Annotated in this window: 19 protein-coding genes; 5 read left to right on the forward strand and 14 right to left on the reverse strand. The window is 50.1% G+C overall.

Annotated elements, in window-relative coordinates; all coding sequences use genetic code 11:
- Positions 1-2: 2 nt before the first annotated feature.
- From KJY73_RS08230 to KJY73_RS08260, 7 genes are all read right to left on the reverse strand, one after another.
- Positions 3-2,372, reverse strand: coding sequence for a family 20 glycosylhydrolase (locus KJY73_RS08230; RefSeq protein WP_214342579.1), 2,370 nt, complete (start codon positions 2,370-2,372; stop codon positions 3-5).
- Positions 2,373-2,375: 3 nt separating this feature from the next.
- Complete coding sequence (locus KJY73_RS08235) at positions 2,376-3,296, reverse strand: sugar kinase (protein WP_214342582.1); 921 nt, start codon at positions 3,294-3,296, stop codon at positions 2,376-2,378.
- 2 nt (positions 3,297-3,298) lie between these two features.
- Positions 3,299-4,780 (reverse strand): sodium:solute symporter family protein, encoded by a 1,482-nt coding sequence (locus KJY73_RS08240; RefSeq protein WP_214342585.1) that lies wholly within the window; start codon positions 4,778-4,780, stop codon positions 3,299-3,301.
- 64 nt (positions 4,781-4,844) lie between these two features.
- Entirely contained in the window at positions 4,845-5,231 is a 387-nt protein-coding gene (locus KJY73_RS08245; protein WP_206595540.1) for a RidA family protein, read from the reverse strand.
- Positions 5,228-6,688, reverse strand: coding sequence for an N-acyl-D-amino-acid deacylase family protein (locus tag KJY73_RS08250; RefSeq protein WP_232848427.1), 1,461 nt, complete (start codon positions 6,686-6,688; stop codon positions 5,228-5,230). The genes KJY73_RS08245 and KJY73_RS08250 overlap by 4 nt, the downstream gene beginning before the upstream one ends.
- A gap of 1 nt (position 6,689) precedes the next feature.
- Positions 6,690-7,541, reverse strand: coding sequence for a MurR/RpiR family transcriptional regulator (locus KJY73_RS08255; RefSeq protein ID WP_214342591.1), 852 nt, complete (start codon positions 7,539-7,541; stop codon positions 6,690-6,692).
- A 19-nt stretch (positions 7,542-7,560) separates the two neighbouring features.
- Positions 7,561-8,802, reverse strand: a complete 1,242-nt coding sequence (locus KJY73_RS08260; RefSeq protein WP_214342594.1) for an amino acid deaminase — start codon at positions 8,800-8,802, stop codon at positions 7,561-7,563.
- A 210-nt stretch (positions 8,803-9,012) separates the two neighbouring features.
- Between KJY73_RS08260 and KJY73_RS08265 the strand changes: the two genes are divergently transcribed.
- A complete protein-coding gene (locus tag KJY73_RS08265) occupies positions 9,013-11,934 on the forward strand; it encodes a TonB-dependent receptor (RefSeq protein ID WP_214342596.1) in 2,922 nt (973 codons plus the stop codon).
- A 436-nt stretch (positions 11,935-12,370) separates the two neighbouring features.
- On the opposite strand, the gene KJY73_RS08270 is transcribed toward KJY73_RS08265, so the two are convergent.
- Positions 12,371-13,174 carry an AraC family transcriptional regulator gene (locus KJY73_RS08270; RefSeq protein ID WP_214342598.1) on the reverse strand — a complete coding sequence of 268 codons (804 nt, stop codon included), beginning with the start codon at positions 13,172-13,174 and terminating at the stop codon, positions 12,371-12,373.
- Positions 13,175-13,404: 230 nt separating this feature from the next.
- On the opposite strand from KJY73_RS08270, the gene KJY73_RS08275 reads away from it, so the two are divergent.
- Positions 13,405-13,881 carry a carboxymuconolactone decarboxylase family protein gene (locus tag KJY73_RS08275; RefSeq protein WP_214342601.1) on the forward strand — a complete coding sequence of 159 codons (477 nt, stop codon included), beginning with the start codon at positions 13,405-13,407 and terminating at the stop codon, positions 13,879-13,881.
- Positions 13,882-13,907: 26 nt separating this feature from the next.
- Here KJY73_RS08275 and KJY73_RS08280 read toward each other — a convergent pair whose 3' ends face one another.
- The 5 genes from KJY73_RS08280 to KJY73_RS08300 all read right to left on the reverse strand — a co-directional run bounded on the left by KJY73_RS08280 (position 13,908) and on the right by KJY73_RS08300 (position 20,663).
- Positions 13,908-15,971, reverse strand: a complete 2,064-nt coding sequence (locus KJY73_RS08280) for a methyl-accepting chemotaxis protein (RefSeq protein WP_214342616.1) — start codon at positions 15,969-15,971, stop codon at positions 13,908-13,910.
- A gap of 88 nt (positions 15,972-16,059) precedes the next feature.
- Positions 16,060-17,292 (reverse strand): ABC transporter permease, encoded by a 1,233-nt coding sequence (locus KJY73_RS08285; protein WP_214342619.1) that lies wholly within the window; start codon positions 17,290-17,292, stop codon positions 16,060-16,062.
- Between the two features lie 10 nt (positions 17,293-17,302).
- On the reverse strand, positions 17,303-18,616 hold the full coding sequence (locus KJY73_RS08290; RefSeq protein WP_214342622.1) for an ABC transporter permease: 1,314 nt from the start codon (positions 18,614-18,616) through the stop codon (positions 17,303-17,305).
- Positions 18,609-19,340, reverse strand: a complete 732-nt coding sequence (locus KJY73_RS08295) for an ABC transporter ATP-binding protein (protein WP_214342624.1) — start codon at positions 19,338-19,340, stop codon at positions 18,609-18,611. Before KJY73_RS08295 ends, KJY73_RS08290 begins: the two co-directional genes overlap by 8 nt.
- A gap of 51 nt (positions 19,341-19,391) precedes the next feature.
- A complete protein-coding gene (locus KJY73_RS08300) occupies positions 19,392-20,663 on the reverse strand; it encodes an efflux RND transporter periplasmic adaptor subunit (protein ID WP_214342626.1) in 1,272 nt (423 codons plus the stop codon).
- A gap of 136 nt (positions 20,664-20,799) precedes the next feature.
- Between KJY73_RS08300 and KJY73_RS08305 the strand changes: the two genes are divergently transcribed.
- From KJY73_RS08305 to KJY73_RS08315, 3 genes are read left to right on the forward strand one after another with little or no spacing between them, the layout of a single operon-like run.
- Complete coding sequence (locus KJY73_RS08305) at positions 20,800-21,180, forward strand: MAPEG family protein (protein WP_214342629.1); 381 nt, start codon at positions 20,800-20,802, stop codon at positions 21,178-21,180.
- A 7-nt stretch (positions 21,181-21,187) separates the two neighbouring features.
- Positions 21,188-21,709, forward strand: coding sequence for a DUF2937 family protein (locus tag KJY73_RS08310; RefSeq protein WP_214342632.1), 522 nt, complete (start codon positions 21,188-21,190; stop codon positions 21,707-21,709).
- Between the two features lie 36 nt (positions 21,710-21,745).
- Positions 21,746-22,813 carry an ABC transporter substrate-binding protein gene (locus KJY73_RS08315; protein WP_214342634.1) on the forward strand — a complete coding sequence of 356 codons (1,068 nt, stop codon included), beginning with the start codon at positions 21,746-21,748 and terminating at the stop codon, positions 22,811-22,813.
- On the opposite strand, the gene KJY73_RS08320 is transcribed toward KJY73_RS08315, so the two are convergent.
- Positions 22,810-23,553, reverse strand: coding sequence for a metallophosphoesterase (locus tag KJY73_RS08320; RefSeq protein WP_214342636.1), 744 nt, complete (start codon positions 23,551-23,553; stop codon positions 22,810-22,812). The two genes, KJY73_RS08315 and KJY73_RS08320, sit on opposite strands and share 4 nt — an antisense overlap.
- Positions 23,554-23,650: the final 97 nt, after the last annotated feature.

Raw genomic sequence — 23,650 nt, forward strand, 5'->3', positions numbered from 1 at the left:
GCTCAGTTGCTGCAACGCTCCAGCAAACGCTCTGCGCTATAGGCAAGGCCAATCACCATTTCCTGTCTGACCTCGGCGAGCTGCCACAGCTGGTTTCTCAGTGTCTCCCCCTCAGCTTGACTAATTGCCTTGTTGCGACAATTTGCAACCAACTGGCGGCTAAGTTGTAAGGTTTGTTCAATGTCAGCCACAACGGGTGCCAGAGGCAGTAACTCACTGTTGGCATTGACCAGCTCGCGCATAGCCGGAAGTTGTTGCTGCCAGGTCGATAAGGTCTCATCTACCTTTGTTAGTGCAGTCTTATCAGTCGGCTTAATCTGGCTGATAGTGCTATCCAATGCCACTAACGCCAGGCTTTCTGCGGGTAGAAAATCCACAAAACGGTCCAGCCTTTCACCATGGTGATAGGCATCGGCCTGGAACTTAATATGATGACGGGTGTAATACTGCGCCTGTTCGACAATTTCAGCCAAGGTGTACAGAGGGGATAAATCTGTGCCTTTGCTAACCAATGACGCAAAACCGGCCTGCTGCTGATCAGCATAAGCCAGACCGACCTTAGTACCATATTCATGCATAACCGCCAGGCGACGATACATCTCATCTTTATCCGTGAGTGTTTTAGCTGACCAGAAACGTTCGGCAATGGCATACAGGCGCGGCCAGATACGTAAATCAAGGTTATCGCCGGTGATAATCTCACTCCAAATAGTGGCTTCACCACCAAGAATGTTGTCGGCGGACTGCGGTTCGAAGTAGGTAGGCTTCACTACTTGTGGGGCGTTGTTGTTACCTTGGCCTGAACCTAGCTGCTTGCCCCTGACGGTATAAGGACTGTTACCTATCAAAATACGACCATCAATGTTTTCAGTGCTATTCAGGCTGACTTCAAACTGCATTGGCCCCATCCAGGTATCTAGCCAGAAACGGGTCAAACTTCCCAAGGTTTCAATGTCATTCAGCATCCGGGTTTGTTGTTTATTAACCTGTATATAGCCCTGGCGGCTACCATCTGCCTGAGTAAAAATAACAAATTCGCCTTTGACCGCACTGCCTTTTAAGCGGGGCATTTCAAATTGCCATTGCTGCCACTGGGTATCATTACTGATTTTCGGCACCACAAAATCATTGGCTGGTATTGGCTCGTTTCGGTAGTGATAGGCTGTTTTTTGCGGCTGGTCGATATAAAAGCCAGTGGACAACAAGCCCTGGTAACCAGCCATGGCTGTTTGTGCTAAAGAATCCAGTCCTTGCCAGGATTGGATCATGATGTCTTTAGGCAAGTCTGGATGGAAAATTTCATCCCAGCCCATCATTTTCTTGCCGTGACGGGCGAGAATCTTCTGCACTTTTGCATTGAAGTGCGTGTGTAACTCATGATGATCAGCCAGCTTATGTTCGGTCATATAGGCAGCAACGCTTTCGCTTTGCTGCCACTGTTTGGGGTTAATCTCATCGCCGCCAATATGCAGATAAGGATCGGGAAATAGTGACGCAATTTCACCTACCATGGCATCGATAAAGGCATACACCTTGGGATTACTGGGATCGAGCAAGGGCTCAAATACTCCCCAGTGTCGCTCTAACTGATAGGGGCCTGGCTGACTGATCAGTTCCGGGTATGCGGTTGCTATGGCGCTCGCATGTCCTGGAACATCAAATTCAGGAACTACGCGAATGCCCAACTGGCGGGCATAGTCTACCACCTTGCGGATATCGTCCTGAGTGTAATACAGACCATCGGATGCTAATTCTTGCAGTTTTGGATAGGTCTTTGACTCAAGTCGCCAGCCTTGATCATCGGTCAGGTGCCAGTGGAACACATTCAGCTTGGCTGACGCCATACCATCCAATTGGCGATAAATCGCATCTAATGGCATGAAATGCCGGGCGCTATCGATCATCAGGCCGCGCCAGGGAAATCGAGGGCTGTCCTCTATGCTAACAAAAGGCAGCTTGCCCTGGTGTTCGAATGCCAACTGACGAAGGGTTTGCGCTGCGCGTAAAGCGCCAAGCTCGGTTGCCGCATCAATGCGAATTCCTTGCGAATTTATCTTTAGGCTATATGACTCATCGTCACCCAAGGCTGGATAGTCGGCGTTTGCACTTTGCTTGACATGGATTTGCAGGGAAGCGGCGTGGTTGTTATCGACAAGCTGTGTGTTCAGACTTTGCTGCAGTTGTTGTTTTAACAAGGCTAAGCGGGCATCTCCCATCTGAGAAACTGAAAAACCTATAGTTGCAGGCAGGCTGAAATACCCTTGCTGCTGGCTCAGCTTAGCCGGGTAGGGCATTAATGCCGGTGCAGCGGCAAGAGCAGACATGCTGAGTCCCGCGCACATCAATGAGGTGAATAACAGCGTTTTTTTCATGAATTACTCCTTAATCGGCATCAAATCGAGCATCGCGCTGCGGGGAACAATGGCACCGGGATACTGTATGACCCGTGCGGCCAGTGCATGACCGGTTTTGGCTGCCACATCTGTTGGCTCTCCGCAAAGCCAACTGGCCAGAAACCCAGCGGCAAAGGAATCACCGGCGGCACTGGTATCCACCACCTTTTCAACCTTAAGCCCTGAGACTTGGGTAAGCTCGCGGCGTGTTCGTATAAGACAGGGCTGACTGCCACGTTTTATCAGGACGTTAGGTATGCCCCAGTTTTGGCAGCGGGTGAGAATGGAATCAGGATCATCGCCGCCGTATAAGGCGTATTCATCCTCGTCAGTAAGTAACACCAGATACGCCATTTGCATGACTTTTTGATACCAAGGCATGGGATTTTGCTGCCACAAAATTGGCCGGTAGTTATTGTCGAAAATAACTTTTCCGCCTTCTTGGCTAAAGCGCGCCATGGCATCCAACAGCATCTGACGGTGTGAGGAGGACAAAATAGCCAGACTGATACCACTTAGGTAGAAATAGTCGCAGCCTTGATGTTTTAGGGTGTCCAGCAGGGGATTACCCGCGTCGCGTAGATAATGTTTGGCTGCGCTGTCATCCCGCCAGTATTCAAAGCGACGTTGTCCATCTGTACTGAGATGAATCTGATATCGACCGGGAAGCTTGTCAGCAAGCCTTAATACCAAGGAGGTATCCAGGCCTTCATGCTGCCAGGCTTCAATCAGTGCATCACTATCTGCATCAGTTCCTAACCCGGTAGCGTAGCGCACTTGCACCTTACCGGGGGGGAGCATTCTGCTTAAGTACAACGCTGTATTGAGCGTATCACCGCCAAAACGAAATTCTCCCGAGTCGCTATGCTCCAGCATGCATTCGCCAAACAGTACAATGCGCATGCTTAGGCCTCCTGCCCGGCGACATTCTGGGTGGTAGGACGGCTTTCCATTTTTTGACGCTCTGCATCCAGCATGGCCAGCGCTTGTTCGCGGCTGATGGTGCAACGGGGTGTCACCAAGGTCATCAGTACGCCGGCCAACAGCGCTGCCGTCAGTGAGGGCAATACAGGGTTGCCAAACAGACTGTTGATTTGTGGGGTCAGGCTCACATACAGCGCTGTGCCCATGCCTGCCACTAAGGTCGCCAGTGCGCCTTGCCAGTTATAGCGGGGCCAGAAACGCCCAAGCAGACCACATACGCACATTCCGGACATTAAAATGGCGATCATTTTGGTGATATAAGCAATGATGTCATTTGAGGTCAGCGCAAAGCCTAATGCCAGGCTGATGGTTATAACCAGTGAAATACGCGATAGCAGTACCACTTTCGCTGCTTCTGGCATTTTGCCTGTGACCAGTACATATAAATCACGCAGTACCACGCTCACTGCGGCGATGGCGTCAGAACTAGCACTAGACAGTGTTGCCGAGATACCGGCAATAATAATCAACACCCCTAATCCCATGGGCATTAAATGCAGGGCGATATGAGGAAAGGCGAAGGATGGATTATCCAGGTCGGAGACTGTGGCATAAGCCGTCATACCGATAATGGCCGGGATGCAGGAAAACATCAGATACAGTAAACCGGAGTAAACAAAAGATCGGCGTATCGAGCCTACGTCATTACCGGAATAAATTCGTTGTCTGAAAGACGGCGTGGCTAAGATGCCAACCAGAATTGCCAGTGACAATGAAATGGCCGGTAACACGCCGGTTTTATCCACCGCAAACCAGGAAACATTTTCGGCCGGCTGCGCGGCCAGCATGGCATCCCATCCACCAACATGGTGAAGTGAAAACGCGGCCATCAGAATAAAGCCGGTAAACAGAATCAGGGCCTGGATGGAATCAGTCCAGACGACCGCGGTATAGCCTCCGATCACGACATAAATAGCAAAACTTAGGGCGATCAGTACTTTGGCCCATTGAATGTCGATACCGGTGAGCCAGGATAAGTACATGCCACCGCCAATAATATGGGCACCCAGCCAGCCGATACTGGCGATAAAGATCACCAGCGCAATAAGATTTTTAATTAGTGGATTAGCGCCCACATAGTAAGCCAGCTCCTCGCTCATCGTCATAAAGCGCAGATTTCTGACCGGTGCAAACCACCAAGCCAGCAGCAAAATACCAATGGCACCGCCGATACCGTAGAGGGTGCCTGCCCAGCCATTTTGATAAGCAAAGCCTACCGCGCCCATTGAGCTGCCAGTGCCGACCATGGTTGCCACTGTCGTTCCCAGGGTTAACAACAGGGGCAAACTACGGCCACCAAGCAGGAAGTCTTCACCACTATTGCCCTTTCTGGATACATACCAGCCAAGCGCAATCATGCCGAGCAGATAAAGGCCGAAGGCCAGGATAAAGGTGGTTTGCATTGTTGATATACCTCTGGGAAATGGCGGCTATGCCAGCCGCCGGAAAAACGGAGATGTAGGGGAGTTAGGCGCCCTTATAACAAGTGACGTCGACTTCAACCTTACAGTCCACCACCAGATCAGCGACCGCACAAATACGGGCGGGTGGATGCTCACCGAAAACTTCTTTGAAAACTTTGTTAAATGACTGGAAATAGCGGGCATCTGTCAGAATTACCTTCACATGCACGACGTCTTGTAAGCCATATCCGGCTTCCTGCATAATTTCCAGGCAGTTTTCAATGGCGATACGGCTTTGTTCGATAATACCGCCTTCCACTACTTCACCATCACGCATCGGAGTTTGGCCTGATACATAAAGCCAGCCGCCGGCTTCGACTGCCCGCGAAAAAGGCAGATGTTGTCCGCCTGTACCTACACCGCCATTAATTCCAAAACGTTTGATTGTCATTGCTGTTTACCTGTGTGTTGAAGAAACTGTCCGGCCCGATTGCCGGTCAGTGAAGGATTCTGTGTGTTTTCATAGCTAAGCTGTCCATTCACCCACACCTTGAGAATGCCATCGGCTGCCTGTTTGGGCTGGATAAAGCTGGCGTTGTCTTTGACTTTTAGTGGGTCAAATAACACTAAATCAGCCTGAAAACCCGGCTTAACCAAACCCCGTCCGTGCAACATAAATTCCTGCGCGGACAAGCCGGTCATTTTATGTACAGCCAATTCCATGGGCATCAAGCCTTTGTCCCTGGCATAGTGGCCAAGCACTCTGGGGAAGCTACCCCATAACCTGGGATGTGGACTGGGATCGCAGGGCAGGCCGTCAGATCCGATCATGCTGGTAGGGAAACTGACAATGCGCTGGACGTCCTGTTCATCCATGCCGTGGTAAACCGCACCTGCCGGTTGCAGCTTCTCGGCGGCTTCCAGCATTGAACATTGCCAGTTATCGGCAATGGCTTGCAGGGTCTGCCCGGCCATATCCGGATGAGGATCCGACCAGGTGATAAAAATTTCAAAATCTGTGGTGACCTGGCCTAAATCCAGGGTGCTGGAACTGGCGCTATAAGGGTAACAATCGCAGCCAACATGCTGATGCTGCTGTGCTGACTGTAAATGTGCCAGCACTTCAGCTGAGCGCCCCCAATTGGCCTTGCCAGCACATTTCAAGTGGGAAATAACCACCGGTACTTTGGCTTTTTGGCCGGTGGCAAAGGCTTCGTCCAGGGCGTCAATGATGCCATCAAACTCAGTACGTAAATGTGTGGTGTACAGGGCATCGTACTCGGCCAGCACGGCACTTAGTGCATCAATCTCTTCAGCTGGCGCGTGAAAGGCGCTTTGATAAGCCAAACCTGTGCTCAGGCCCTTGGCGCCTTGCTCAAGTGCCCCCACCAGCATAGCGCGCATGGTGTCGATCTCTGTTTTGGTGGCAGGGCGGTCTAGCCTGTCCATGACCTGTGCGCGCAGGGCGGTATGGCCTACCAGTACGGCGACATTTAGCGCGGGCTGAGCTTGCTCAAATGCTTCTTTATATGCACTTAAGGTTGGAAAACGAAATTCATCGGCTCTGCCCAGCAGGTTTAACGGGTCTGGCACGGTTTCGGTGACCGCCACTGGAGAAGCGCTAATACCGCAATTACCTACGATAACGGTGGTAATACCCTGACTGAGTTTACTCAGCATAGAAGGATTGCGTATTAGCTCGATGTCATCATGGGTGTGAACATCAATAAAGCCTGGTGCCAGAGCCATACCTGATGCATCAACGACCTGTTTGGCTGTATAGCCCTTCAAGTCGCCGATTGCCTCGATTTTATCGCCACGGATTGCAACATCCTGTTGTAACGACGGGGTCGGGGTGCCGTCATACAGACAGGCGTTAAGTATCAATAAATCCGTAGCGTGCGACAATTTAGTCTCCGAGTGGTAATCGTTCTGAGCCTTTGCGGTGCTCATCAAGGTGGTGTTTTAAGCGCCGCAGCTTCTCGCGGGACTTGCGTTGGTTTTTCACCGCCACTTCACTGGCTAACATATCGATGGCAGCCAGCATGACGTAACGGGACGCGCTGGGGTTAAAAATGTAATCGGCCTCACGGGTTTGGATGGGCAAGTGTACGTCGGCAACTTTGGCTAGCGGCCCATCCGGACAGATAGCTACCACGTGCGCGCCATATTCCTGGCCTATCTGCGCGGCAGATTGCACATCTGGGCTAACACCTGAGAGTGATAAACAGATCAACACATCATCTTTGTTCACCGTAGAGGCGGTCATCCGCATCAACATAGGGTCTGAGTAGGCGTTGCTTTTTACTTCCAAACGAAACAGGCGGTTATGACATTCCTGTGCCATCACGGTACTGCCGCCGCCAACACCAAATATCAGCACATGGTCGGCTTGAGTAACCACCTGACTGGCAGATTGCAAATCGCTGTCAGAAATGAGTCCGGCATTGAGGTCCAGGATTTCGTGAATAGCCTGGTAAATGGCGGGTATATCCTGGCGTTCAACCGGCTTGTTGCTGATAAATCGCTCACCGACTGCTGCAGATTGGGCCAGCAACATCTTCAATTGACGTACGTTAGTGCATTCCAGTGCTCTGGCCAGGCGCGTAATACTGGCATGGCTGACACCGGCTTTGTCTGCCAGCTCATTAATAGGTGCGCTGGCCGCGAACGTCAGGTCATCAAGAATAAAACGCGCCACCTTCTGTTCGGACGGACGAAGGTGGGCAAGGCGGCTGTTAATACGAGATACGATATCCAATCTGTTCTCCCCAATGGCGTTAGAAACAGGTTTCGATTAATTGCCGGACGCAGTAATCGTCATCGACAATTCCCAGATAACGCCATTTATCCATGGTTAGACAGGGATGTGAAGTGGAAAAACACAAGATATCGCCAACCGTTAGCTCATCTTCCGGATTAACCTGCAGCATGGCATGCTGATCCATGATACGGGTGAGCTTCCAATGCGAGGGTACGGCGCTTGGTGAGGTATCCCCCGGACGATGGTGTAAAACCGGTGTCGGCAAGCCGGCATCAAAGGCCGCATCTCGCTTACCCAGGCCAATTACCGCCATGCCCGGCTCGGGTATAGACTGCACATATGCCCAAACCTGCAAACTGCTGATCAGGTCACCTTTGATATCGCAGGCCATTCGGCTTCTGGCTTTCACCTCGGCCTGTGCATCCTGATAGATACCGGTATCGTGGATCAAATAACAGCCTGGGCGGATAACCACGGCCACATTATCGGGCAGGTTAATGGGATCCATCTGTTCTGCTACTATGTCATACCAGGCAGAGCCCGCACCGGTCAGAATGATCTCGCCCTCGGCAAAGCGTTTCTGTTCTCGCCAATTGAGAGCAAGCGTGCGGATCCCGCTCACAAACTCACTAATGCGGGCCGGTGCATCTGGGCCGTGAATAACACCCTCGTAAAAAGCGATCCCGCGTAAATCTAATGCCGGGAGTGCGTTAATCTGTTCGCAAAGTGCATTGGCCTGCTCGATGCTTCGTACACCGCAGCGTCCCTGAGGAACCCCAATCTCCAATAACAGATTTAACTGCAGATTTTGTGCAGAGAAGAAGGTACTTAAGGCATCAGCATTAGCAATGGAGTCCACAAAGCAGAAAAATTCCAACCCGCTTCGAATTTGCTCGGCAATCAGCTGCATATTGCGTTTACCGACCAACTGATTGGCCATCAATATGCGTTTAATACCGCTTCTGGCTGCTGCAACCACTTGTGGGGCAGTGGCCAGACTCATAGCCCAGCTACCAGCTTCAATTTGCATGGCAAATAACGCCGGTGCCATGCTGGTTTTGCCATGCGGGGCTAAGCGCACACCGGTTTGCTGTGCATAGTTTTTCATCCATGACAGGTTGTTTTGTAAGGCGCTACGGCTTAGCACTGCAACCGGTAAGCTAACGTCCTCTTCCAGCAGGCTCCATCCTTGCTGCAAAAGCTCGGCATCGCCCTGGCCTTTACTGAATGTGACCACCTTATTACTACTCAGTGTCATGGTTGTATCCTCGGTAAATTGTTAAGCCCATATCTTGCCCGAATAAAGCCATTAAAAAATAACCATTGCATTTGTATTGATATGAGTGTTAAAAAATACCCGTTAATGTGAAATGTATTGGTAAAAAGTAACAAGCGAGACAAAGTTAATCATCATCAATGATTTTGTCAACCCAAGACGTGAGCAATAACAAGAAACAGGAGACATATAATGAAACCTCAACGGTTTAAACGTCACTTGGTCGCAGCCAACGTTACCCTCATCCTTAGTGGCATTGCAGCACCCGTTGCAATGGCGCAGGAAGTGGCTGCAGACGATGTGGAAGTGCTGGAGGTTCGCGGTATCGCCGCCAGCCATAAGCGCAATTTGAATGAAAAGCGTTTTAGTGATGGTGTGACGGATGCCATAACGGCTGAAGATATCGGTAAACTGCCGGACGTCACTATCTCTGATACGCTGCAGCGTATACCCGGGGTGCAGATTCGTCGCTCTGCCGGTGAAGGTTCAACGGTTAACGTACGTGGTATGCCGCAGGTTACTACCTTGTTGAACGGTGAGCAGTTGCTAAGTGCTGGTTCAATTACCACAGTGCAGCCGGACTTTAGCGATATTCCGGCACCTTTGGTGTCAGCCATTTCTGTGCATAAATCACCAACGGCCAATATGCTGGCTGGTGGTATTTCCGGTACATTGAATCTGCAAACCCTACGTCCCTTCAATTTAGAGCAAGGGCTAACCTTAAATGGCGTAGTGGAAGCAACCCGCGGCAGCCTGTCCAAAGAAAACGACCACAAACTAGTGGCATTTGCCGGTTATCGTGGTGATGACATGGGCGTGATGTTTACCGCTTCCTATGACACCAACACGCTAGCCAACTATCGCTACGGTACAATCTTGACGTCTTTCGACTTGCAAGGTGAGCATACCGGCGACAAACGTGATTTCAATGGCGACGGTGACAATAACGACAGTTATCTGAGCCAGCGTTTCCACGGCATGATGGATAGACAAACTGAACGTGATCGCTTGGGTCTTAGTGCCAGTTTCCAGGCCTCAGTTAGTGATAATCTGGAATTCTTAGCGGACGTTTTCTACACCAATATGGATGATGCGGATCGTCAGCAAGGTTTGATGATCGATAACGCGCGAGGCAACATCTGGGCATACTCCGATAATTTTATCGAGCGTGCACCAGGGCCTTTGGGCGGCAGTATCTATACGGTAAACCAGGCTGAGTTGTTGGTGCGTCGGGTAAGTTCTTATTCCGAGAGTCTGACCAACGACCGCGAATCTACCAATATCAATTTGCAACTGAATTATCAGGGTGAAGGTCCGTTCAGCGGCTCAGTACGTTATCTGCGCGGCGATGCCGAGCGTTCGCATACTGAAAACGTTGCTCACTCTTACCTGACCAGCGGTGCGCAGCACGCGGCATTTACCAACAGTACCGGTGTTGCCACCCCAGTGAACCCTAATGGATACGGTCCGGATCCTATCAAGGTCGACTTTGACCGTACCGGTAAGTACATCACTCTGGGTTATGATCAGGGCTTTGGCTCTGACGTGAGCAAATATAATCTGGTTTCTACCTACTCTGAGAATAACTTCGATGAAGAGGCGACACTGGATGTATTGCGTGCAGACGGAACCTATGAGTTTGAAGGTGATCACCTGTCCAACATCGAGTTTGGTCTGCGTTGGGGCAAACGTGATGTAGAGCGTGACACTTATATCCTGGTTGCACCTATGACCGGCGGGCAGTTTACCGCCGATGTTATGTGGAAAGACTCTAGTGCAGCGTTGGGCGACACCAATGGCGATGGCACAGTGAATGTTTCACAAGGCGACCTGACCATAGGTAACACCAACTTCTTTACTGATCTGCCGGATGGCTGGGTACATAAAGTGGATGGTTTTGGTCCTGCCAGTGGCGACAGCTTCTACATGATCAACCCCAAAGCACTGGATGATCCTTTTGCTTTCCAAAACGCGCTGTATCCAGGTAACAAACGCCTGTCCAGACCGTCGCGTTCTTTCGATATTGAAGAAGTAACGCAAACCGCTTACCTGCAGGCTAACTTTGATGGCGAACTAGCAGGCATTCCTTATAAGGCCAATGTCGGCGGTAAGTACATCAAGACCTCTTTGGATATTGGTCAGTACATTATCGGTGACGGACGTCCTTGTTCACTTTGTACCGCGGCGAATACTGCGGGTTACGAGGTGCTGGAACGTAGCTACTCAGACTTCCTGCCAGCGGCCAATATCACCTTCAACATTACCGACGACTTCCTGATCCGTGCGGCTTATGGCAAAACCATGACCAGCCTGAACATGAGCCAGTTGTCTGGTGGTATCAGTGTGGGTCGTACCCGTGCAGGGGATGTGCTGGCTGCCGAATTGGGCGTGAGCCCGGACTTGCTGGTTGCAATTAACGGTAGTCGTAATGGTAACCCGGATCTAGAGCCATGGCGTGCAAGCAATTACAACCTGTCTGCAGAATGGTACTTTGATGCGTCAAGCCTGGTCAGTGTTGGCCTGTTCAAAATGGATATTGAATCCTTTATTGAACGCGGTCAGGTCATGATGGCGCTACCTGATATTGACGGTGTTGTACGCCGTGAAGTGCCGGTAAATACCGAGATCAACGGTGAAGGTGGCAGCATTGATGGTATTGAATTGGCTTACCATCAGGCGTTTGACTTCCTGCCTGGTGTATTAGGTGGTTTTGGTACAACAGTTAACCTGACCTATGCACCAAGTGATAGTGCCAACGTTGATGTGTATGGCGCTGATCTACCTATTCAGGATAACTCAGAGCGCTCAGCTAACGCTATCTTGTGGTATGACCGTGATGGCCTGCAATTCCGTATCGCGGCGAACTATCGCAGCGACAGACTGGATAGTCTGGGCTTTGGAATAGGCGAGGGTGTATTGCCGATTTGGGCAGATGACACACTGTATGTGGATATGTCTGCCAGCTACGATATTACCGACAACGTCAGTATCTACCTGCAAGGTAGCAACATTACTGAGGAATTCGAGAATATCTATGCACAGTGGGAAGACAACATCGTGACACAAAACGTCTACGAGCGTCGTTGGACCTTCGGTGTACGTGGCCGTCTGTAAATAGCCTTAAACCCGGTTTTCGTCTGATACCGGGTTTACCTAAAGCTTGTCCCATGATGGGACAAGCTTTTATCGGTCTGCAATATTCCTGATATTTCTCGAAAACCCCTTACCTTAAGGGGCCGTAAATCACGATTTTTAGTGCTTAAGACTGAACTTACAAGAATTAAGGTTAACTCGTTTGAACCGGCAGATGGGCAAGGTGCAGCATAAGCCTTGTTTACCAAGAACCTCACTTAATGCCAGGCAATTTCAGGCGGGGAATGAGGATGGTCTGTTTGATCATCCAAACAACTAGGAAAAAGATGGGGAGGCCCATCAAACCGGGTTGCAGGAAAGGCTGTTCTGGGTGCCCTCTCACGGACAAGGCTTTTCTCAACGGGAATTGCCGACGATGCCGGTTGTATTAGTGCTCGTCGGCGGTTCTATTAAATGATCACATTGCTTGCTTTCTTTTCAGGTATTGACCAGGTGTTATCCCTACCACTTGCTTGAACTCGTGAATAAAATGCGCTTGATCGTAGTATCCAGCCTGCAAGGCTAAATCGGTCAACGATTGATTATCTTGTGCGTTTTTGAGTAAATCTCTGGCCAGACTAATACGCTGAAGTTTGCTGTATTGCTTGGGGGACATGCCCAACCAGCGGCCAAACTGGCGTTCTAACTGACGCTGGCCTATACCCATATCCTGAAATATATGCTGGATAGGTTGTTGTCCACAGGCCAACTGAATGCGGCTTACCGCGTTTTCAAAGCAATGCTGTTCACCTAAATCCAGTGATAACAGGCGCAATAATTGTTGTTCCAACAGTTGAATACGTGCGGGGGTATCAAGGGGGGCCATACGCTCAGCCAGTTCCTGACCGGGGAAGTTTGGCAGAATGTCACTAACATCTGCTTGCGTATCCACAACCTGGGCAAGCGGCATGGCAAATAACGCCATGCCTTTTCCTGGTTTAAAACGAACCCCTAAGGCGTCAACTTTGCCAAACAAGGTTAAGCGAGTCGTTCTTCTTGTGGGACCATTAACCAGACAATGGCCGGTTAGCCAGTTGTGATTAAATTGCATCGGGTCGGCAAAGTTAAAGACAATTCCGCTACCGCCTTCAGGATGCATAAACTCAGCACGTTGCAAAAGATCACAATGTGCCGCCTTGATCGTCCAATAGCAGTTGATGTGTTCTGCCAACAAAGGACATGGGGAATGTAAGCTAAAGCCCATATGGGCCAGGTTATGCATAATCAATCACCAGTAACGGATTGGATTTAGGGCGTAATAAGCATGTAAGTATGGATTCTGTTCAAATCCGGCACTTTAGGATCAGACGCTAAGCTGCTGCTCTAGTGTACTGAACCAGGTTTTCAATCGCCAGTGGCACTATCGATGCTGCCAAGTCGAGTTTATACAATTTTGCCAAAACGACAGTGGGTACTCTACAGGTCAGCAATAACAACCCAAGGAGCCACCTTATGTCATTCAGAGTTAATTTTTATCAAAGTGCACCCGGCGCCATTCAGGCCATGATGGGGCTGGAAAACTATATCAGCAAGTTAGCTGATACCCCGGAAGGTTTGCCTAAAAGCTTACTCGAACTGGTAAAAATGCGGGTATCACAGATAAACAACTGTGCGTTTTGCCTGGATATGCATAGTAAAGACGCCAGGGCCATGGGAGAAACAGAACAACGGCTCTATTTGCTCAATGCCTGGCAGGAGTCTCCCATGTACACCCAGCAAGAGCGCGCTGCGCTGGAATGGTGTGAGGTACTGACCAGGCTCAGTCAGGTCAGCGTAACGGAAGATTGCTTTGAGCGGGTAAAGCGGCACTTTACCGACAAGCAAATGACTGATTTGACCTTAGCCATTAATGCCATAAACGGCTGGAACCGACTCTGCGTTGGTTTGGGGGCTGACGTAGGCTCTTACCAAGTCGGGCAGTTTGATTAATATCTGTCCATGGTGAATGCGGGTGGTTAGCCACCCGCATTCACAGCTTCTGTTAGCACTAGGTTGCGGTTTGCTTTGAGCGAATTTTCCTTGCTTTCTAACCGGTAACTGGCTGCGATCCTCTTGAGCCCTAAAGACAGCTTGCTTTGCTGTTCTGAGACTTTTTCAAGCGCTGCTACGCTGTTGGCATTTTGGCTGGTCTCACCGTGAATTCGGTGAATGGCCTGGTTGATTTCATTGACCGTCATGACTTGTTGCTCTGCTGCCGTGGCAATTTGTTGAATCAGGCCGTTCATTTCGCTGATACCTTTTTCCATATCCGACAAGGAACTATGCACTTCCGAGGCGATACGGGTGACACTTTCAGTGCGTTCACAGCTTTGTTTGATACTTTCAAAGGCATGACGAATGCGCCCCTGAAAGTCTTGAATAATACCTTGGATCTGGTTGGTTGAATCCTGCGTCTTTTGTGCCAGTTGACGCACTTCATCGGCAACGACAGCAAAGCCCCGTCCTTGATCGCCAGCCCTGGCCGCTTCAATAGCCGCATTTAACGCCAGTAAGTTGGTTTGCTCAGCGATGGCCTGAATGACTTCGATTACATTGGTAATATTGTCGCTGCTATTGTTCAGTTCATCCATGATTTGGCCCATGCCGTTGATCTCTTTAGCAAGGCTCTGCACTTCAGTGTTATTGCGCTGAACTAGGCTTTCACTCTGACGGGTTTTTTCACTGACGCTATTGGCCAGGTCAGCCGTAGAGGTCGTACTGGCGGCTACCTGGCTGATAGCAGCTGACATCTGCTCGGCGGCCGTAGCAACTTGCTCTGACTCGCTGCGGGTATTACTCAGATTGGCGCTACATTGTCCAATGTTGCTGTGGCCTTGATCTACGGCTTGGTTAAGTGCGTCGCTGGTTTGGGTAATCTGTCGCATAGAATCGGCAAATACGTCGAGAATACTGTTTATTTGCTGCGCAACCTGGCCGAGATCGTCATTGGAAACAACATCGGTACGTACACTCAGATCATGCTGATTTGCCACCGCGCCGGTAATGGCCGCGATGGCTTTCAGTTGTTTATTAATCAGGTTCGATAGCAGGGCACTCAAGCCCACCAGAATAATAATCACGGCCAGAGTCAGGATGGACACAAAGACTAGCCATTGGTAAGCCCTTTGCCGCTTTTCCTGGGCTAATAGCTGAATATCCTGACTGAAAACATCTTCCACTGCTTTAAGTTTTTCAATTCGCTGAGTAGCGGTGGCAAACCAATCGGAGGCATTGACGGCAAAATTGCCTTGCTGCCATTTACTGAGTGCTTGTTGTCTAAACGCTTCCACCTGCTTCACACTAGGGTCTTGTAAATACTGCTCAAACAAAAGGCGCTGATGTGGGTCGGCGAACCGCTGAAAGCTATCAAGGTAGCTCTGTTGTTGAGTCATCAGCGCTAAGAATCGCTGAAAGTTGTCGCCCTGAAAGCCATCAGCAGCAAAAGTATTGCTGAGCACGGCCCGTTCAATTCCTGCCTTTTCTTTAGCGCTAAGCAGATTGTAATAAGCCATAATCAGACGGGTTAATCTGACATCTTGCTGGTCATGAGCGAGTAGGGCGGTTAATGCCAACACTTGTTCATTAATCTGGGTGTAAAAAGAAACCGCTTGCGCAGCACTAGCTTGTAATGCGCGCACTTGGTCACGCATTTGTTGCAAGGGCGCCCCCAGCTGATCTGTGAGTTTGCCAACCCGCGCAATACTGTCTGCAGTGGCTTGTTGCTCAAAGTTGTTGAGGTTCTGCTGCCAGCGTTGCTTTTGCTTATCTGTTGCCTGGTATTGTGCTTGTAGCTGCTGGGCAAAGAGTTGGCCTTTGGCACCGATATAACCGGCACTGGTACCTCGTTCTTTTTGCAGCTCATGCACTAAATTACTGCTCAATGCGACAAACTCCAGGTCGTTGACCAGCTTATTGGTACTGTTGTGGATTGACCAGTTCTGCTTTACATCTAGCAGCAAAAAGGTAAGGGCGAGCAGTAGTGTAGGTAAGGACAACAACAACAGCTTGTTTCTAATGGACAAATTTGCAATGAATTGCACGTTGCCTCCTTGCAGACAAGGCGTCGATGTGAGTTCATCTTAAGCCTTGTCCGCAAGTGGTTAAAAATCAACCTGGTTACGATAAAAGTTACACAGTCCGGGTGGCAATAGCGGGAGAGGTTGCTGCTGCGCGGCGGGCCGGCCCCAAAACGGCCAACTGGCCGACCAGCCAAAGGGTCAGCATGCCAACTGGAATCAGCCACCAGTGCAGTTTGGTCAAACCCAAACTCTGCACCAGATAAATGTTAAGTCCAACTGTCAGTACTGCACCCAAAATCACGCCAATTGAACTAATCAAAAAGTTCTCCAGCATAAAGTAACGTAATACCGATACTTGGCTGGCACCCAGCGCACGGCGTGTGCCTATTTGTTTGCGGCGGCGATTAACGTTAAAGCTAGCCAGTCCCACTATACCCAAGGCTGTTACTAGGGTTAGGGTGATCATGACTGTGGTGAGGATTTTTATCATGGCCTGATCACGACGATAGGTGCGATCCCGCGTTTCCTGCATACTGCGTAATCCCCGTACAACCCGTCCTTTGTTGCTGTCGGCCAGCATTTGTTCGACCGCTGGCATCAGCTCGTTCAACCTTCCTGGCTCCGTACGGACAAAGTACATACTCGAGCTGAACAGAGTCTGCTCTGGGGACAACATGGCATTTTCCAGCCTTTCCCAGCCCACCCAAGGGGCTTGAAGCTTATCGATAATGCCTTTGACAATAACAGCTTCGTCATCATTGATGTATAAGGTTTTGCCTACGGTATCTTGATAGGGCTGTTCAGGAAACAGGTTCTCTGCCAGGGCTCTGGTGATGATGATTTCCGCTGGCCAATCCCGCTGAGAGCGTTGGCGCCAACGTATATCACTGGGCTGAAACGCTTCACCGGCAATGAGTTCAAGGTCCAGGGTGTTAAGCACATGATCATCCACCATATAGACTGCAGTACCTACACCCTCAAATTCGGCCCCAGGCTGGGTTTGCAGACCCACCGACCAGCCGCCGCCGCTAATGGGAATAGCATTTATCTGCATTGCGTCAATCACACCGGGCAGGGCGCGTATTGCATCTAAGTCTGTCTGGATCACCACCTGATCGTTAAAATCGTCGGCAAAGCCGGTACTGGAAAGATAGAAGCTATTGGCTTCGTCAATTCCGCTGTCGCGCGCCATTTGCGCGGTACGTTCCATTAGGATATGCACGGCATTGACGATAATGCACATGGTTACCGCCACCTGCAGAGCAATAAGTACCGCACCTGCTTTATTGCGTGTCATGGCGCGAAAAATGGGGCCAATTTCCCAACGAGAAAGATGTAACATGATGCTCTCCTTACTGGCTTTTCAATTGGCTTGCTGGTGCAATACTGCAGGCACGCCAGGTCGGATATAGTCCGGCGGCAATGCTGCTTATCAGGGATAGCAATAAAGCCAGCAGAACCATGTTGATGTCCAGGCTAGTGAGGTTATTGGCAAAGCTGCCATATAAACTGCCGATCCCAAGTAAGCCCAGATAAGCCAAAGCCAATCCGGCAATACCGCCGGTCAGGCCTATACACGCCGTTTCTACCAAGTGTTGATAAAACAGCGCTTGGCGAGAGGCTCCTATGGCTCGGCGTAAGCCAATCTCAGCAGACTTGCCACTGAACTTGGCTAACAACAGTCCCACGGTATTGAGCAGACATACCACCAGGAACATCAGACTTAGCCATAGCATGACCCTGGCGTCATCGGTGACAACCTGGCGGTTTTCCATCCATTGCATTACATCGGACAGACGATTGTTCAATGGCCGGGGAAAGCGCCCCAAGGCTTTCTGTTCATTGGCATAGTTATTCAAAAATGCCAGATAAGCTTGTTTGTCCTGTTCGTCGGGCAACTCCACCCACATCTGATAGTTGATGCATTCAGAACGGAGAAAACCTGCAAAGCTGTCATCTTCCGGGGTTTTCCAGCAGTTGGTGTTACCACCGTTGGGTAGTTGAAGTTCTTCTTTGAGCAAAAACGGGATATACAGGTCTTCAGGTTCTTCAAACGCGCCTGTGCCAACATCGTAGAACTTGGGGGCTGGGTACCAGCTTTCTAATACACCCACCACGGTGAACTGGCGTCCGGCGAGTCTCAAACTGCGACCAACTGAGTTTTCACCGCCAAAAATCTTATCATTGCTTTTTCGGCTTAGTACCACCACTTGCTCACGGCCTTTATCGGCGCTGGCCTGCCAATGTCCGCCATACAAAAAGGGCACGTCAAACATCGGGAAAAACTCGTTTGTGGTCAGTCGAATATAAGCGTTAAAGGGCTTGGCATCCTGGCTTGGCGGCTCTACTACTGCTGCCGTGGTAGCCATAATTACTTGGCGCTCAGCCTTTTGTGCGGCGTATAAGTTGTTGGCGTCTGTCCATGTCAACTGGTCCGGTGGCTCATTGGGCTCTTCAGCTGGTTCGTTCGGGTCCCAGCTGTCCACCTGAACGTAATAAAGCTGCTCGCTTTTTTGTGGAATAGGGTTGGCAGACATCAGATAGTTCACCGTGATAGTCGTCATGCTAGCACCAATGCCCAAGGCGATGGCGGCCACCATAAGTACACTAAGAATCGGATTTCGACGTATGCTAAGCAGCGCCAGCCGCAGATAGTAGTTAAACATGGCAGGCTCCCGATGCGCTGATGCTGGCAATCTGCTCCGGCGCGCTGGCCGAAATGTGCGTGACGTCACTGACCTTGCCGTCTTTGACAAAGATATTGCGCTTGGCTTCCCGTGCCAGAGAAGGGTCGTGAGTCACCATGACAATAGTGGTGCCTTCATCATTGATATCTTTGAGTAGCTGCATCACGCTGTGCGCCATCTTGCTATCAAGGTTTCCGGTGGGTTCATCCGCCAGTAAAAATCTCGGCTCGCCGGCCAGCGCACGGGCAATCGCAACCCGCTGTTGTTGGCCACCGGATAGCTGGGCTGGTAGGTGTTTCATACGGTTTGCCAGGCCCACTAATTCCAGGCAGCGCTCAATGCGACGTTTTCGTTCACTGCTGTTAAAGCCCCGATAACGCAGCGGTACATCGACGTTATCGAATAAGTCCAGGTCAGGGATCAAATTGAAGCTTTGGAAGATAAAGCCAATTTTCTCATTGCGCAGGCGACTGCGTTGGGTGTCGTTGAGATGACGAACATTCTCACCATCTAAGTCGTATACACCATCATCAAAGCTCTCAAGTAAGCCAGCAATGTTTAAAAAGGTAGTTTTCCCTGAGCCAGACGGGCCAGTGACGGTCACAAACTCACCTTCTTTAACGTGCAGATTGAAGTCGCTCAGGGCGTGGGTTTCTACCAGATCGGTACGGAATATTTTGGTCACGTTCTGCATGTTCAACATAATAGATTTCCTTTTTTTATTTGTGCGTAGCCAAGCAAATGGCCGTGCTTGCTAGTTGGTGATTTGGATCCACTCGGCGCCGTCAAATTGCTCGGTACCTGAAACAATGATGGTGTCGCCTGCTTGCAGGCCTGCCAGAATTTCCACATTGGATAAACTGCGGGCACCGGTTTCTATGCGTTGGCGTTTGGCCATACCATCGCGCACTACGTAGGCAATAGTGCCGTTGCCACTTTCCAGAAACTGGCCGCGCTGGACCATCAGAACATTGGTTTTGTTCTCCATCAGGATTCTGGTGGTCAGGCGCTGATTCTGACGCAGCCCTTTAGGCGTGGAGGCGGCAAAACGCACCCGTCCGGTCACTTGATTGTTCTCAATCTCAGGGGAGAGAGTAACCAGGGTGGCGGGGTGCGTTTCGCCATTGAAATTGACTTGAGCATCCATGCCAATGGCGAGATCGTCTGCATAGCTTTCCGGTATTGAGACTTCCAGCTCGAATTGACTGAGGTCCACCACAGATAAAATGGCCTGGTGGCGGGTCACCTGATTTTTATCTTGTACGGCCAGGTTACCGACAATACCCTTTACCGGTGAGCGCAGGGTTAGTTCATCGACCTTACGTTGCAGGTCGGCGACCAGTAATTGTTGGCGATCTACTTGCAGTTGCTGCGAGCGAATTTCAAAGGCCAGGCTTTCTTCGTCGAGTTTGGCATCTTGCACAGCATGCTGATGAACCAGGCGGGCGTTTTCCAGTTCGTCCTGGGCTTTTTCAAAGTCAATCTGACTGATAGTCGCACTGGCATAGGCCTTGTCTGCCCGACGCTTTTCCCGTTCAGCTGCCACCAGTGAGACATTGGCCATGTCAACAGACTTTTGGTTTTCGAGGTGCTGAATTTTGGCCTGAATTCGTTTTCTATCCAGTTCCATTTTCTGCTTCTGTAAACTGGATTCTTCCTGTTTGAGTTCGTTGGTTAACTCCGGGCTGTCAATACTCGCCAGTTCCTGGCCTTTTTCAACCTGGGCACCGGCATCCACACTAAAACTGATGGTGCCTTGTGCCGGGCTATATAAGCGCGGACTCACGGCAGCCACCACTTGTGCTTGAACTGATAAGTCGCGAACAAAGTCCCCTTGCACAACATCTGCCAAGCGAAGGCGTTGCATTGGAACGGATGCTTGTGCGCTGGACCACTGATTTAAGGTTGGAAACAGTAGAAGCGTGGCACTGGCGAGTAATAAGCCGGTGATGATAAGGTAAGTTTTCTTGCGGCTGGCTTTGGGCGCCAGCAACACGTCCTGACCGCTGGTATCGGTTATGCTCATGGTATTTTCCCCTGGGTAACTGAACAATCGATGTGTAAGTCGAGGGGTTGTGGCAGAAAGTTGATATAGGGGTTGTAAGGAAATGTGTATTTTCTGTTAAATCGGCTGAGAACCTGCTGAATGGGAGATGTTTCTTGTGATTAGTTTGTTTTATGCCGGTTGGTCACTGTTACTGGTACTGTGGTTGTCAGTGCAAGTTATCAGACTGCGTCGATTACATCAGGTGGCTGTTGGTGACGGTGGGCACAAAGACCTGCAACTTGCCATCAGAGCCCATGCTAATGCGCTGGAGTATTTGCCTCTGGCGCTATTGATGATGTTTATGTTGGAGCAGCAGCATTTAAGCCCATGGTTAATTCATGGTCTGGGCATAACCTTGTTGGTGGGGCGTATTGTGCATGCTGCAGCTATGCCCAGACGTAACCTCAGGTTACGTGTTGTGGGCATGGCGATGACCTTTCTGGTGTTATTGGCCGGGGCGATACTGGGTATTACGTTGGCCCTGATTCGTTTGTGAGGAAAGTATGCTTTCTGCCTTAGTCAATAAACTGGTTGAATATCTGCGTTTGTTGCTGTTTATGGCGGCACTGCTGATTGGTGTGCAAGCACCTGGATTTATCCAGCAATATGAGAATACCTTAGCGGCTCATTTAGCCGAGGCCAGACGCAGTGTCGCGCCTTTTATGCAAGATGCCAGATTGCATACCAACGGCGATATCCATGCGTTAATTGAGCGTTATCAGCAAAATCAGGATGCTGCGGTGCGCGATGGAGGAAACAATATTTTGGAATTGCTGCAACGGGTTGAATATCTAGAGAGAATGCTCGGTCAGCTTAGTACTAACGCCCTGCAACGTGGCTATTATGCGCTGGTTCAACCCGATCCTGAATTATTCAGTGAAGTCAGGGCTGCCTACGATTATCGGGTGCCATTAAATGCCACCGCCATCATCTGGGGATTGTGTTGCGGCATATTGTTGGCGGGTTTATTTGACCTGTTTATTGGACTTTTTCGATGGATGTTGCCCACCCGACAAAAGGCCTGACTATACTCAAATAACCAAGCCGTTGGAGCATTCAGAATGCTTAAGCACCTTGAGTTACTCGTATGTTGCTGGCTACTGAGTTTCGCCGCGCAGGCGACCTCTGTGATGTTTGTATCACCCTCTACTCCTGATGATCCCTTTTTCAGCCGGGTTGAGCTTTTTACCCGCTTGGCAGCCCAGAACCTTGGCATGGAATTAACGGTTGTCTATGGTGATGCGCATCGAATTTATCAGCATGCTGAGTTGGAGAAACGCTTAGCCAGTGACCAACCCGACTATCTTTTAGTGCAAGTGTATTCCGGCTCCGGCAAAGCGTTGTTCGAGCTTTTGAAACGTTACCCCAAGGTCAGCGTTATCAGTCTTGAACATCTGTTGCTTAATCATGAGGCCGAAGATGTGGGCCTGCCTGGCCAACGTTATCCCAACTGGATTGCCGAGGTTGCCTTTGACAATGTGGCGGCGAGCGAACTATTAAGCAGCTATTTGCTCAGTGCATGCCAGGAATATGCACAAGCTGGGCGTCCTGGTGTGGTTGGAGTGAATGGCTTGCATGGTCAGGAAGCGCTGCAGCGTCAAACTGGCCTGGTGGAGGTGGTTGATCAAAGACCGCCATTTTTTGTACATCAGGTGGTCAATGCCAAATGGCAACGGCCACTGGCATTTCAGCAAACCAAAGCACTGCTGGGACGCTATCCCGATACAAGTGTTATCTGGTCAGCGTCTGATTGGATGGCGCTCGGCGTAGCAGAGGCGGTTGAACCTTTAACCAGAAAGGGGCTGACTTATTGCATCGGTGGGTTTGATTGGATCCCTGAAATTGTTGATGCGATTAAATCTGGCCAGGTGACCGCCAGTGTTGGTGGGCACTTTATGATAGGTGCCTGGGCACTTGTGATGGCGTATGATCATTTGCATGGCAGATTGCCCGCATATGTAAAAAGTGGTGAGGCAATATTTGATATGCACTTGATGCATAAAGACAATATTAAGGAACTGGCGCCTTTGTTGGATCCTAAAGCCTGGCAAACTGTGGATTTTCGCTCATACAGCTTGTTTAAAAACCCGGGTTTGAGCAGATATAGCTTTGTTTTGCCGGGCTCCTAAAATGCCTTATAAGGCAACTGCTGGTCGATAATTTTACGTAGTTTCTTTCGTTTGAATAACGTCAGGCCACCTCGTTGTGGCATTAGCGCTGCTCCGAGATTGATTCCGATGATATTACCTTTTGCCCAGCTTTTTCGGGCCGCCTCGCCGCCCTGGATGACGAAATCGAGTTCGTTATAGTAGCGACGTTTTTTGTTGGCTATATCGCACCCAATAAGGCAGTCCAGTAACTGAACTAAACTCGCTTGGATAAAGCCTTCTTCGCTAAAGTGTTTTAAGGGGGCTGCGCTTACCAGACCTACCGGTGGGTATTTTCTTTGCTCAATAATGTAGGCGATAGGAAGTGTTTGTAAGAGAGGAGGGATGTCGACCAAATCGCATTTGAGCTCAAGGTTTTGATTAAAAGCCCATTGGCCTCCCGCCATATACCAGTGCAGATAATGTCCGCGTTGTAATGCGTCCAGCAACATAAGTTCATGTGCGCCTAGCACCGAGAAGAACCAGGGTTGCATTAATAAATTCAGTACTTCGCGGCTTTCGATGCCTGGATCTATCAAGTTACCTGTACAAAATAACCTATCCTGACGAGGATCAAACTGGGCTTTATGCAGCGCATGTTTCAGGACGCTGTATTGGCCAGCGATATCACCTACAAAGTAGTCCTTACCTCGCCAATTAGCCTCAAGTCTGCTTAAGCGCGTGAATGACCCTAGCATTTGGGCCAGATTTTCAAGATTCATGGACGTCCCCATCTCTGGGTTATCACAGGCCGCCCTGTGTGGTTTTTCGCCATAATCAGCCAACCTAGCAGTTTTTGTTGTTAGAACAATGGGGTCA

It is taken from the genome of Bowmanella yangjiangensis, assembly GCF_018531185.1.
Lineage (GTDB): Bacteria > Pseudomonadota > Gammaproteobacteria > Enterobacterales > Alteromonadaceae > Bowmanella > Bowmanella yangjiangensis.

Excerpts from the sequence above, each read along its gene's own strand:
- KJY73_RS08230 (WP_214342579.1), bottom strand. The coding sequence starts at position 2,372 with ATGAAAAAAACGCTGTTATTCACCTCATTGATGTGCGCGGGACTCAGC.
- KJY73_RS08235 (WP_214342582.1), bottom strand. The coding sequence starts at position 3,296 with ATGCGCATTGTACTGTTTGGCGAATGCATGCTGGAGCATAGCGACTCG.
- KJY73_RS08240 (WP_214342585.1), bottom strand. The coding sequence starts at position 4,780 with ATGCAAACCACCTTTATCCTGGCCTTCGGCCTTTATCTGCTCGGCATG.
- KJY73_RS08245 (WP_206595540.1), bottom strand. The coding sequence starts at position 5,231 with ATGACAATCAAACGTTTTGGAATTAATGGCGGTGTAGGTACAGGCGGA.
- KJY73_RS08260 (WP_214342594.1), bottom strand. The coding sequence starts at position 8,802 with ATGACACTGAGTAGTAATAAGGTGGTCACATTCAGTAAAGGCCAGGGC.
- KJY73_RS08265 (WP_214342596.1), top strand. The coding sequence starts at position 9,013 with ATGAAACCTCAACGGTTTAAACGTCACTTGGTCGCAGCCAACGTTACC.
- KJY73_RS08270 (WP_214342598.1), bottom strand. The coding sequence starts at position 13,174 with ATGCATAACCTGGCCCATATGGGCTTTAGCTTACATTCCCCATGTCCT.
- KJY73_RS08275 (WP_214342601.1), top strand. The coding sequence starts at position 13,405 with ATGTCATTCAGAGTTAATTTTTATCAAAGTGCACCCGGCGCCATTCAG.
- KJY73_RS08285 (WP_214342619.1), bottom strand. The coding sequence starts at position 17,292 with ATGTTACATCTTTCTCGTTGGGAAATTGGCCCCATTTTTCGCGCCATG.
- KJY73_RS08290 (WP_214342622.1), bottom strand. The coding sequence starts at position 18,616 with ATGTTTAACTACTATCTGCGGCTGGCGCTGCTTAGCATACGTCGAAAT.
- KJY73_RS08295 (WP_214342624.1), bottom strand. The coding sequence starts at position 19,340 with ATGTTGAACATGCAGAACGTGACCAAAATATTCCGTACCGATCTGGTA.
- KJY73_RS08300 (WP_214342626.1), bottom strand. The coding sequence starts at position 20,663 with ATGAGCATAACCGATACCAGCGGTCAGGACGTGTTGCTGGCGCCCAAA.
- KJY73_RS08310 (WP_214342632.1), top strand. The coding sequence starts at position 21,188 with ATGCTTTCTGCCTTAGTCAATAAACTGGTTGAATATCTGCGTTTGTTG.
- KJY73_RS08315 (WP_214342634.1), top strand. The coding sequence starts at position 21,746 with ATGCTTAAGCACCTTGAGTTACTCGTATGTTGCTGGCTACTGAGTTTC.
- KJY73_RS08320 (WP_214342636.1), bottom strand. The coding sequence starts at position 23,553 with ATGAATCTTGAAAATCTGGCCCAAATGCTAGGGTCATTCACGCGCTTA.